Source organism: Ferruginibacter sp., assembly GCF_031430955.1.
Lineage (GTDB): Bacteria > Bacteroidota > Bacteroidia > Chitinophagales > Chitinophagaceae > Ferruginibacter.
Map to the genome: position 1 here is coordinate 1 of NZ_JANPCM010000590.1, position 10,736 is coordinate 10,736.

Consider the following 10,736-nt stretch of genomic DNA (forward strand, 5'->3'; position numbering starts at 1 on the left):
ACCTGTTCGGCGGCCCTAATGGATGCTAATCTATCGATTAAGCAGCCATGGCATACTGAGTATTGCCATTTAAGTTGTTGAATATTCAGATTAAAGTGCTAATTATCCAACGCACTACATGCTTATACTTACAAAGAGCTATGCTGTCAAAACCGGTCAGCCCCGTTTTTCAATTGGCAATTGGCAAAAAAACAATCATCAAATGAACAGCAAATTTACGAAAAGTATTTAGTTATAGTTATAAAAGTACATTTGCAATAATTTTATTTAACAAAACTAAAATGGAGCCTGAAATTTTTTATAGTAAAAGAATTGCACTGCTAACCGCTGAGCATCAAAAATTAATACAACGAAAATCGTTATTGGGCTGGTTGCGTTTTGCAGCAGCGATAGCTATTGTTGCTGCTATTTATTTTTTATGGCCGGCAGGTTTAGGTATTACTGCTATTGCCACACTGCTTTTGGTAGTAGTATTTGTGCGTTTAATTTTTATGGATTTACAAAATAAAACTGCCATCAGCCATACACAGCATCTTATAAAAATTAATGAAGATGAACTAAAAGCATTAGCGCATAATTATTACCACTTTGATGACGGTTTAAAATTTTTGCCTGCTGTGCATCCCTATGCAAATGACCTGGACATTTTTGGCAGGGCTTCTTTGTTTCAATATTGCAACCGCACTACATCCGATATGGGTGCCGGTACTTTAGCTAACTGGCTTTTACAAGCTGCACCGGTAGCAATAATTTTACAAAGGCAAACTGCAGTAAAAGAATTAACCGCCACACCCCAATGGCAGCAGGAGTTACAGGCTTATGGAAGAGAAGAAAAAATTACCATCGCAACGCAGGAACGTTTGCAAAGCTGGTTACAAAGTGAACCCCATTTTATAAACAATACTTTTTGGAAAATATTGCAGTTCGCCATACCAGCAATTATATTAACTGTTATTGCTTTAAACATTGCTGATATAATAAGTAACGAGGTTAGAAATATGTTTTTAGCCGGCTCGGCAGTTATTGCTTTTATTATGGCAAAAAATATTGCGCCCTTGCACCAGCAGGTTAGTAAAATTGCAGATGAATTATCTGTATTAGCCAACAGTATAAAACTAATTGAGCAAACCAATTTTAAGTCGCCGCTTTTACAAACACTGCAGGCAAAATTTGTAATTGAAAATACTACCGCTTCTTTACAATTAAAACAATTAAAAAAGATTGTTGAAAGATTAGACCTGAGATTAAACCCGGTAGTATTTATTCCGCTGGCCATAATTTTTCAGTGGGATATACAGCAGGCAATGGCTTTGGAAAAGTGGAAAAAGCGCAACCAGCAAAATATTAATGAATGGTTTGATGCCATTGGAGATTTTGAAGCATTGAACAGTGTTGCAACCTTATCTTTTAATCACCCGGAATGGTGTACACCAAACTTTAAAGAAAAACATTTTTCTATTGAAGGCAGTAACATTGGCCACCCTTTAATTAATGCAGCTAAAAGGGTTAACAATAATATTGATATAAAAAACAATGAAGAACTGATGCTGATAACCGGCAGCAATATGGCGGGCAAAAGCACTTACCTGCGAAGCATTGGTATTAATACGGTTTTAGCGATGGCAGGTGCCAATGTATGTGCCACGGCCTTTACTTTATCGCCTGTACAAATTATAAGCAGTATGCGTATTGCCGATAATTTAGAAGAAAGTACCAGCACTTTTTATGCTGAATTAAAAAAGTTAAAAGCCATTATTGATAAAGTAAATGCCGGTGAAAAAATATTTATTTTATTAGATGAGATTTTAAGAGGCACCAACTCATTAGACCGCCATACCGGTTCTGTAGCATTGGTAAAACAATTGATAAAACATAAAGCAGCCTGCATTATTGCTACGCATGATGTGGAGCTGGCCAAGCTTAAAGAAAGTTACCCGGCCAATATTTTAAATTATCATTTTGATGTGCAGGTGGCCAATGAAGAATTATTTTTTGATTACAAATTGAAAGAAGGCATTTGTACCAGCTTAAATGCAAGCATTTTGATGAAGAAGATTGGGATTGAATTGTGATTTATTTTTACCTGAAACTGAATTATGAATTTTGCCAAGTAGCAGAAAATAAAATGTAACTAGACAGAAGTTGAGATAAGACCTTTTCTCATTACACCAATTCTATTAAACTCTATTATTTTTTTCAAATTAATGTCCCAAAGAAATAGTTCCTTTTGTTCAATTTCTTTGTTTATTCTTTGCAGTATATCCTCCTTATTTATTTGGCCAGATTCTTTTCTATCGGTTACAAAATAAAGTGTTGAGTCCTCAAAGTATTCGTTAATAATTTTATTGATAACATCTGTTTTTATATCAGCCCCTACCCCACAATAAATCCATTCACTCCATTTAGCTAAGGTTTTTAAATGAGCATGTGTTGTGTATATTAAATGAGCATCCATGTATTCAAAATTAATATAAAAGAGAAAGCGTTTAACTTTCTCTTTTATAATCTAGTTGTGTTGCATTGGCATTACTTATTTCGTCCCCAGCCAAACCAATCGTTACCATTTGCATAAAGCATCAGGCTTAATAATAAAACCATCCCCACAATTTGTGCATACTCTAAAAATTTCTCACTTGGTTTCCGTCCGCTGATCATTTCTATTAAAGTAAATAAAACATGGCCGCCGTCTAATGCAGGAATGGGTAATAAATTCATAAATGCCAGCACTATTGAAAAAAATGCAGTGATGCTCCAGAAAGAATGCCAATCCCATTTATGGCTGGAAAAAATAGAACCCATAGATTTAAAACCCCCAACACCTTTGTATGCGCCGGTTGAAGGTTTAAAGATCAGTTTAAACTGATCTACATAATCGCTTAATGAGGTTATTGCTAAAGAAACCCCTTTTGGAAAAGATTGGAAGAAACCATATTTAGTTACTTCTAAATTATAAAATCCAAGACTGTCGTATTGTTCGTCGGTTAAAAGTGGCAGTCCTAACTTTCCATTATCATTAACAATAGCTGTAAGATTTACTGTTGATCCGTTTCTTAAAACAGTAAGATTTACGGGCTGCTTTTTCTTTCCATCAGTATAGGCAACAATATCGTCCATAAATATAATGGGCATCGAATCTACCTTTACAATTTTATCCATATACTGTAACCCGGCTTTTTTACCGGCCGCAGTATCTTTATCATCATATTTACCCACAATAGCCGGTAACCGCTCATTCATCAACGGAGTTTTAGAACGTTTTCTTTCAACCAGGTCGCCGATTATTTTTATAGGAATATTTACTGTTGTATCTTTTTGATTGCGATTAACTTTTATTGCAGTGCCGCCATTAAAAAGAATTTTTTTAGGTATCTCTTCAAAATACTTTATCTCTTCGTTGTTAACTGCAACAATTTTATCGCCATTGCGTAAACCAATATCATACATTAGTGAATCTGTTATCCAAATACCACTTTTTACACTGCTGTTAACTGTTTTTGTTTCGCCCCACACAAACATTATCATAGCGTAAATAACAAAAGCCAATAAAACGTTTACGGTAACACCGCCTAACATAATTATTAATCGTTGCCATGCTGGCTTACTTCTAAACTCATGCGGTTGCGGCGGTAATTTCATTTGTTCTTTGTCCATGCTTTCATCTACCATGCCGGATATTTTTACATAACCTCCTAATGGCAACCAGCCAATACCATATTCAGTATCGCCAATTTTCTTTTTAAATAAAGAGAACCAGGGATCGAAGAACAAATAAAATTTTTCTACACGGCACTTAAACCATTTGGCAGTTATGTAATGCCCAAACTCGTGAAGTACTACTAATATTGAAAGAGATAATAATAATTGTGCAGCCATTAATCCTACACCCGGCCAATTGATTGCTAATAATGTCATATGCCCCCATCCCCTAAAGGGGAGTTATTTAAAGAGTTTAATAATATTGTTCCTTCTCATACCCTGAAGAGAAAACATTCAAAGATTTAATTACTTTATCAAAATTTAATATTGTAAAAATCTACATCGCCCCTTTAGGGGATGGGGGTTACATGTTTATTAATGAAGCGGCAAAATTACGGGCTTCACCGTCGCTGTCAAAATATTCCTGCATGGTTGGTTTTTCGATAAAGTTGATGGTTTCCATTGTTTTTTCTACCATTGCCGTCATGTCTAAAAAGGCAATACGGTTGCGGAGAAAGGCCCACACAGCAATTTCGTTTGCCGCATTAAGCACACAGGGCATGTTGCCGCCTCTGAATAATGCTTCGGTGGCCAATGCTAAATTTCTGAAAGTTTTAACATCGGGTTCTTCAAAGGTGAGGCTGGGATATTTTTTAAAGTCCAAACGTGGAAAATCGTTTTTTATCCGCTGCGGAAAGGAGAGTGCATATTGAATGGGTAACTTCATATCGGGTAATCCCATTTGTGCTTTTATGCTGCCATCTTCAAACTGCACCATACTGTGAATTATACTTTGGGGATGCACCAGCACCTGTATTTGTTCGGGCTTTAAATTGAACAACCATTTTGCTTCAATCATCTCCAGCCCTTTGTTCATAAGGGTTGCAGAGTCGATAGTGATTTTTGCACCCATTGCCCAATTGGGGTGCTGCAGTGCATGATCCCGTTTTACATTAACCAGGTAATTTGGTTTTTTGCCTAAAAAGGGGCCACCGCTTGCCGTTAGTATTATTTTTTCTATTTTATTTCTTGCTTCGCCAACAAGGCATTGAAAAATGGCAGAGTGTTCGCTGTCAACCGGTATAATGGGTACTCTTTTTTCGATGGCTTTTTGCATGATGAGATCTCCTGCAACTACCAGCGTTTCTTTATTGGCCAGGCCAACAGGTTTGCCTTTTTCTACTGCTTTTATAGTGGGTTTTAAGCCTGCAAAACCTACAATACCGGCCAGCATCATATCGTAACTGTCGAAGTCGGCGGCTTCTTCCAAAGCTTTTTCTCCTGCAAAAACTTTTACTAAGGTTTGCCCTAAAGCATCTTTTACTTTTTGGTATTTGGTTTCGTCGCCAATAACTACGGCGTTGGGTTTAAACTCCAAAGCCTGTTTTATTAAAAGATCGGCGTTGGATTGTGCGGTAAGAATTTCAGTTTCAAATAAATCGGGGTTGGCACGGATAACATCCAATGCCTGCGTGCCGATAGAACCGGTGGAACCGAAAATTGCAATGCGTTTTTTAGGAGATTGATCACCCATTAGTTTTAAAAGATATTGAACAAATCTAAGTTAATAATTGTTGCAACGCAATTTTGACTTTTTGGAAATTAAATTTTAAGATAATATTTTCCATTGCCTGCTGAATTTGAGGATTACAAAGATTACCAATTGAGCCCTCATGCGTATGATTTACTGCTGTTGAATATTTAAAATTCCCTTCTTCAATATCCATCCCTACTTTTTTGTACGCATCTCTAAATGGCACACCCTGCAGCACCAGTTTGTTTACTTCCTCCACACTAAATAAAAATTTATATTTCTCATCCTGCAGCAGATCTTTTTTTACCTGGATATTACTCAGCATTAAGCCGGCCATTTGCAAACAGTTATTTAAATTTTCAAATGCCGGAATGATATGTTCTTTTAATAATTGCAGATCTCTTTGGTAACCAGATGGCAGGTTGGTTGTCATCAGCATAATTTCGTTGGGCAAAGCCTGTATGCGGTTGCAATGCGAACGGATCAATTCAAATACATCGGGATTTTTTTTGTGCGGCATAATGCTGCTGCCGGTAGTTAATTCATCAGGGAAAGAAATAAATGCGAAGTTTTGGTTGAGAAATAAGCAGGCATCCATACTTAGTTTAGAAAGTGTGGCTGAAATATTTGCCATTGCTGCTGCTACAATGCGTTCTGTTTTTCCACGGCCCATCTGTGCATACACCACATTATAATTCAACTCTTCAAAACCTAATAACTGTGTGGTTAATGTTCTGTTGATAGGGAAAGAACTGCCATAACCTGCGGCGGAACCCAATGGATTTTTATTTACAACGGTGTACGCTGCATGCAATGTTGTAAGGTCATCTACCAAACTTTCGGCATAAGCACCAAACCATAAACCAAATGATGAGGGCATGGCCAATTGCAAATGCGTATAGCCGGGTAATAAATCGGTTTTGTATTTTTCGCTTTGCAGGATGAGTAAATCGAAAAGATCTTTTGTATTGAAAACTAATTTTTCAATTTCACTTCTCAAATATAATTTCAAATCTACTAAAACCTGATCGTTGCGGCTACGGGCACTGTGGATTTTTTTGCCGACATCACCCAATTTTTCAGTAAGCATTAACTCTACTTGTGAATGAATGTCTTCTACTCCTTCAGCTAAACCCCCATCCCCTAAAGGAGAGTTATTCAAAGTATCTGCTTTTTCAGGAAGGAAATAATAGTAAATATTTTTAAGTTCTTTTATTAATAATTCTTTTTCTTCCTTTGTTAATAAGCCAACATATTCAAGCATGGTTACATGAGCAATAGAACCCAACACATCAAATGGTGCTAATACCAAATCCATTTCCCTGTCTTTACCTACTGTAAATTTTTCTACTTCCTGTAATGATGCTTTATCTTTTTGCCAGAGTTTCATGCCCCTATCCCCTGAAGGGGAATTGCCACTTTTAAAATCAGACATTTTACTTTTTATTTAAAGTGAAAAAAAATTTTCACTGATTAATAATTTAAAGATTGTCAGCCTGAGCTTGTCGAAGGCGGGTTGACTTTATTATTATACCGGTTTCGACAAGCTCAGGCTGACAGCTTTTATTTTCGCAATAAAACTTACACTATCTGCTCCACCATTTTAATATAAGTTGCTATACCGTCTTTTATTTCATCCAAATAAATAAACTCATCTGCTGTATGGCTTCTGGCACTATCGCCGGGGCCCATTTTTAAAGTAGGGAAAGGCATTAATGCTTTATCACTTGTGGTGGGTGAACCGTAATATCCTTTACCTAAATTAATGCCTGCTTTTACCAATGGATGATCTAATGCAATAGCTGTAGATTTCATCCTTGTGGTACGTGGTTTGAAAGCACTTTTTAAATTTGCTTTTAGTGCTTCTAAAATTTCTTCAAAACTATATAATTCATTTACCCTTACATCAATTACAAATTTACATTGTGCCGGTACAACATTGTGTTGTTTGTTTTCTGTTTCAATCACAGTAACCGTTAATCTTGATTCGCCTAACAGTTCACTTATTTTCTCAAACTGGTAATTTCTTATCCAGTTAATATCATCTACTGCATTGTATAAAGCATTCTCTCCTTCTTTACGTGCGGCATGACCAGCCCGGCCGGGTGCAGTGCAATCAATTACCATCAAGCCTCTTTCGGCAACAGCCATTTCTAATTTTGTTGGCTCGCCAACAATACCAAAATCAATATTACCCAAATAAGGTAATACTAATTCAATACCATTTACACCACTTATTTCTTCCTCTGCACTGGCTGCAAATACTACATTACACTTTGTGTTTTCATCATTATAAAAATGTAAAAAAGTGGCTATCAAACTTACCAAACATCCGCCTGCATCATTACTGCCCAGGCCAAATAATTTTTCTTCCTTTATTATTGGAGCAAAAGGATCGAGTGTGTATCCTTTGTTTGGCTTAACAGTATCGTGGTGTGAGTTTAATAAAATGGAAGGCTTGTTTACATCGTAAAATTTATTTTTGGCATAAATATTATTGCCCACTCTTGCATGCTCCACTCCATGCTTTGTAAAAAAAGCCGTAATAATTTCTGCAGTATCATTTTCTTCTTTAGAAAATGAAGGCGTGAAAATTAAATCTTTTAATAAAGTTAGTGCTTCGTTATATAATTGTTCTGGTTGCATAATTTTTATTGCAGGGGCTTTGCAGGGGTCAGACGGTTTAGAACCGTCATGACCCCTTAATTAAAGTACCTGTTGTTTCTTGTGTTACGTTTTGTAACAGATCCTCTGCATGGCCAATCAATACTTCTTTTACGCCACTGTCAATAGCTGCAAAAGCATTATCAATTTTTGGTAAGATGCCATCAAATAATTTATTCTCTTTTTTTAATTGCTGGTAAATTTCTTTTGTTATTAATGGTATAGCTGAATTTTCATCGTTCACATTTTCTAACACGCCTTTCTTTTCAAAACAATAAATTAATCGAACATCATACAATTTTGACAACGCAACTGCGATTGCTGATGCAATAGTATCAGCATTTGTATTTAAAATTTGCCCTTTCCCATCATGTGTTAAAGGTGCTAACACTAATGAGAAACCTGCTTTTAGTAACACCTCTAAACTTTCAACTTTCAACTTTAAACTTTCCACATCTCCTACAAAACCAAAATCAACCCCTTCTTTAGTAACTGGCCTTTTTGTAGCAGGAATAATATTTGCATCTGCTCCAGTAAGTCCAATAGCATTGCATTGCAAGGCTTGCAGTTTTGCAACAATTTTTTTATTTACTAATCCACCATACACCATTGTTACTAAATCAATAGTTGCCTCATCAGTAATTCTTCTGCCCTCAATATATTTGGATTCAATACCTAATTGATCTCCAATCTTTGTTGCAATTTTTCCACCACCATGAATTAGAATTTTCTTACCCGGAATTGCAGCAAAGTTTTTGAGGAAAACTGAAAGATTTTTTTTGTCATCAATCACATTGCCTCCAATTTTTATAATAAATAGTTGTTCCATTTTATTTCCCATTGAGAATTTCTGAAAGAACCGCCTGCGCTGCCCAAACCCTATTACCCGCTTGTGTAGTTACCAAACTGTTTGGCCCGTCCAAAATTTCATCACTCAATTCTACATTTCTTCTTACAGGTAAACAGTGCATTACTTTTGCATTGTTAGTGTGTATCAATTTTTCTGGTGTCAACATCCACGATGGATCGTTGCAATAAATTCTGCCGTAATCAGTAAAAGTGCTCCAGTTTTTTACATAAATAAAATTGGCATCTTTCAATGCTTCGTTCTGGTTATGTGTAATGATAGCACCTTTTGTAAATTGTTCATCCAATTCATAATCTTCGGGGTGTGTAATTACAAAATCCGCCTCGCCCCACGCATTTATCCATTGGGCAAAACTGTTGGCAACACATTGAGGCAAGGGTTTTATGTGAGGTGCCCATGTAAGTACAATTTTAGGTTTGCCCCAATCCCCTAAAGGGGAGTTATTCATCGACTCTTTAATTGTTATGATGTCTGTTAATGATTGCAGCGGATGTAGCGTTGCACTTTCTAAACTTACAATTGGCACACCGGCAAACTGAATAAAGGATTGCATCACCAGCTCGCTGTAATCTTCTGCTTTATTATTTAAAGTCGGAAATGCACGAATGCAAAGTATATCAAAGTACTGGCCTAAAATGGGTGCCGCATCTTTTACATGCTCTACTGTTGTGCCACTCATGATAGCGCCTTCTTCAAATTCTAAAGCCCATCCTTCTTTATCTACATTAAAAATTATGGCTTCTAACCCTAAATTTTTTGCAGCCACCTGTGTACTTAATCTTGTACGCAGACTTGGGTTTAAAAATAATAAACCAATTTTTTTATCAGCACCCAAATTCCTGTCGGCAAATGAATTTGATTTGTACGACAATGCTTTTGCAACCAGTGCATTGATATCAGAAACATCTTTTACTGAAATAAAATTTTTCAAATTTTTATTTTTTTATTTTTTTGAACCCAACAATATTTCTTTGTTCAACTTCATTGGCAGAGTTTACACTGAGGTACGAAGGGCACTCTTCAACAGTATTTCTTTACTCATCTCCTTATATTCAAACCTGTATTAGTTATTCGCAACATGGTCAGGCGAGGACGTCAGACCATGTTAAGCTCTGCCGCAATCGCTTTTAAAAAAATATCCGCATCTGCTTTTGTAATATTTAATGCCGGCAATAATCTTATTACGTTAGGCTTGGCTTCACCGGTAAATATTTTATGTTTAAATAATAAATTCTTTTTTATTGCTGTTAATTCATCAGGCAAAGCTATTCCAATCATTAAACCTCTTCCTCTTACTTCTTTTATTTGTGGCATTTTTTTTAACTCCTCTATCAAATAGCTTCCTACAGTGGCCGCATTTTTCATTAACGCATCTTCTTCAATTATTTCCAAAACGGCTAATGCTGCAGCACATGCCAAATGATTGCCACCAAAAGTGGTACCCAGCATAAAATGTTTGGCTTTTAATTTTGGAGCAATGGAAATACCAGCTACAGGAAAACCATTACCCATCCCTTTAGCCATTGTATAAATATCTGCATCTGCACCACTAAAATCCTGACTGTAAAATTTACCAGTACGTCCGTAACCGCATTGTACAGAGTCGGCAATGTAAACGGCATTGTATTCATCGCACAAACTTCTTATCTGTTGTAAAAAAGAATCCGTTGCAACATTTATTCCGCCTACTCCCTGTATGCCTTCGATAATTACTGCGGAAACATCCTTACCATTTTCATCAAAATATTTTTGCAAAGCCGCTTCATCATTAAAAGGAAGAAACACCACGTTATCAGTTTGGTTAACCGGCGCCACAATATTGGGATTATCCGTAACCGCTACTGCCAGAGAAGTGCGGCCATGAAATGCTTTTGTAAATGCCACGATTTTTTTTCTGCCATTATAGAAAGAAGCCAGCTTTAATGCATTTTCGTTGGCCTCGGCGCCGGAGTTGCATAAAAATAAATGATAGTC

Annotated in this window: 9 protein-coding genes; 1 reads left to right on the top strand and 8 read right to left on the bottom strand. The window is 36.4% G+C overall.

Going from position 1 to position 10,736, the window contains the following annotated elements; translation table 11 throughout:
• Nucleotides 1-281 precede the first annotated feature (281 nt).
• Nucleotides 282-2,072 carry a MutS family DNA mismatch repair protein gene (locus ACY65O_RS16690; protein WP_462221996.1) on the top strand — a complete coding sequence of 597 codons (1,791 nt, stop codon included), beginning with the start codon at nt 282-284 and terminating at the stop codon, nt 2,070-2,072.
• A gap of 59 nt (nt 2,073-2,131) precedes the next feature.
• On the opposite strand, the gene ACY65O_RS16695 is transcribed toward ACY65O_RS16690, so the two are convergent.
• From ACY65O_RS16695 to ACY65O_RS16730, 8 genes are all read right to left on the bottom strand, one after another.
• Nucleotides 2,132-2,455 (bottom strand): hypothetical protein, encoded by a 324-nt coding sequence (locus ACY65O_RS16695; RefSeq protein WP_462221997.1) that lies wholly within the window; start codon nt 2,453-2,455, stop codon nt 2,132-2,134.
• Between the two features lie 71 nt (nt 2,456-2,526).
• Entirely contained in the window at nt 2,527-3,912 is a 1,386-nt protein-coding gene (rseP, locus tag ACY65O_RS16700) for an RIP metalloprotease RseP (RefSeq protein ID WP_462221998.1), read from the bottom strand.
• Nucleotides 3,913-4,060: 148 nt separating this feature from the next.
• The gene (locus ACY65O_RS16705; RefSeq protein WP_462221999.1) at nt 4,061-5,230 is read right to left on the bottom strand and encodes a 1-deoxy-D-xylulose-5-phosphate reductoisomerase; all 1,170 of its coding nucleotides are present in this window, start codon (nt 5,228-5,230) and stop codon (nt 4,061-4,063) included.
• 25 nt (nt 5,231-5,255) lie between these two features.
• On the bottom strand, nt 5,256-6,665 hold the full coding sequence (gene argH / locus ACY65O_RS16710; RefSeq protein WP_462222000.1) for an argininosuccinate lyase: 1,410 nt from the start codon (nt 6,663-6,665) through the stop codon (nt 5,256-5,258).
• 146 nt (nt 6,666-6,811) lie between these two features.
• The gene (locus ACY65O_RS16715) at nt 6,812-7,876 is read right to left on the bottom strand and encodes a M20 family metallo-hydrolase (protein ID WP_462222001.1); all 1,065 of its coding nucleotides are present in this window, start codon (nt 7,874-7,876) and stop codon (nt 6,812-6,814) included.
• A 46-nt stretch (nt 7,877-7,922) separates the two neighbouring features.
• Nucleotides 7,923-8,723: an acetylglutamate kinase gene (gene argB, locus ACY65O_RS16720; RefSeq protein WP_462222002.1), complete on the bottom strand. Its 801-nt coding sequence runs from the start codon at nt 8,721-8,723 to the stop codon at nt 7,923-7,925.
• Between the two features lies 1 nt (nt 8,724).
• Nucleotides 8,725-9,693 (bottom strand): Rossmann-fold NAD(P)-binding domain-containing protein, encoded by a 969-nt coding sequence (locus ACY65O_RS16725; protein ID WP_462222003.1) that lies wholly within the window; start codon nt 9,691-9,693, stop codon nt 8,725-8,727.
• A 164-nt stretch (nt 9,694-9,857) separates the two neighbouring features.
• Nucleotides 9,858-10,736: aspartate aminotransferase family protein (locus tag ACY65O_RS16730; protein ID WP_462222004.1), on the bottom strand; the 879-nt coding region annotated here is incomplete at its 5' end.